Origin of the sequence: Arthrobacter sp. H14, from assembly GCF_000520495.1 — a bacterium.
In the GTDB taxonomy this organism is placed as follows: Bacteria; Actinomycetota; Actinomycetes; order Actinomycetales; family Micrococcaceae; genus Arthrobacter_C.
The window spans coordinates 1-1,599 of record NZ_AZRX01000521.1 but is presented as its reverse complement, the minus strand read 5'-3'; the positions used below and the strand labels follow the sequence as shown (position 1 = coordinate 1,599).

Annotated in this window: 1 protein-coding gene and 1 pseudogene; both read left to right on the top strand. The window is 63.4% G+C overall.

The window, feature by feature from the left end; translation table 11 throughout:
- Window positions 1-927: S8 family peptidase (locus Y707_RS22815; RefSeq protein WP_162150159.1), on the top strand; the 927-nt coding region annotated here is incomplete at its 5' end.
- Between the two features lie 142 nt (window positions 928-1,069).
- A pseudogene (locus Y707_RS31170) lies at window positions 1,070-1,599 on the top strand (S-layer homology domain-containing protein); the annotation flags it as partial.

Genomic DNA, 1,599 nt, shown 5'->3' with positions numbered 1-1,599 from the left:
AAGGGCTTGTCGGTTGGCCGGACCTTCTCACATGCGGTCCGGGCCACGGTCGTGGATGCCACTGCCGGTCAGATCAGGGCGTTATCCCGTTCGGACCGGGTGGCAGCGGTGGAGCGTGATGCTCCGATTAGTATTGCCACGACGCAGGATCCGGCCCCGTGGGGCCTTGATCGTATGGATCAGCGGCGTCTGCCCGGGTCAGATTCGTACACTTTTCTGGGATCGGGCACCGGTGTGGAGGTTTATGTGGTCGATACGGGCGTTCGGGCCTCTCATAATGACTTCGGCGGCAGGGTGGCTGCGGGGTGGACCGCCGTTGCGGACGGTAATGGGTCAGGTGATTGCAACGGCCATGGCACCCACGTCGCCGGTACGGCCGGTGGTGCTGATTACGGGGCGGCAAAGACAGCGACGATCGTTCCGGTGAGGGTTCTTGATTGTGACGGGGCGGGCATGGTCTCGGACGTTGTTGCTGGTCTGGACTGGGTTGCAGCACAGCACGAGCCGGGCGATCCGGCTGTTGCCAACCTCAGCATCGGCGGCAGCGTCAGCTCGACTCTCGATGCTGCAGTACAGGGACTGATCGATGATGGCGTCACGACCGTCGCGGCGGCCGGAAACTCAACCGCCGACGCCTGTGAGAGCTCTCCGTCCGGAGTTGGCCCTGTGGTGACGGTGGCGGCCAGTAATTCCTCGGACACCCAGGCCTCCTTCTCGAATTTCGGGCCGTGCATTGACTTGTTTGCCCCCGGGGTAAGTATCTCCTCAACCTGGCACGCCTCGGACACGGCAACGGCTTCCCACAACGGGAGTGCTTTCGGCGGTCAGCGCGGAAACGCCGAACCGGATGCTGTACGCGCCGCCGGAGCCGGTGATAGCACCGGCACCGGCATTCGGATCGATGACTTATACGATCCCGTCGGCTGAGGGTGTTCGCTATGCCGTCAATGGTGTCCGGCAACCCGCCGGTGAGTATCAGGGTGAATCGGCGGTCAACGTGGTGGCTTCTCCTTCGCCCGGGTACACGCTGACGGGACCAACCACGTGGAACCATGATTTTTCCTTCGCTTTTACCGACGTGAATTCGGAGACAAAGTTTGCAGAGGAGATCATGTGGGCCGCCGGCGCCGGTATCACCACTGGTTGGCCCGATGGCACCTATCGTCCGCTGGTGCCGATTAACCGGGACGCGATGGCGGCCTTTTTGTACCGTCTGGCCGGGGAGCCGGAGTACGAGGCCCCGGCGACCTCGCCTTTCGAGGACTATCCGCGCGGCAGCAAGTTTTACACCGAGGTGACCTGGCTGGCGGACACCGGTATCACCACTGGTTGGCCCGATGGCACCTATCGTCCGCTGGAGCCGATTAACCGGGACGCGATGGCGGCCTTTTTGTACCGTCTGGCTGGGGAGCCGGAGTACGCGGCCCCGGCGACCTCGCCTTTCGAGGACTATCCGCGCGGCAGCAAGTTTTATACCGAGGTGACCTGGCTGGCCGAAACCGGTATCACCACTGGCTGGCCGGACGGCACTTATCGTCCGCTGGAGCCCATTAACCGGGACGCGATGGCGGCCTTTTTGCACCGTCTGGCCGGGGAGCC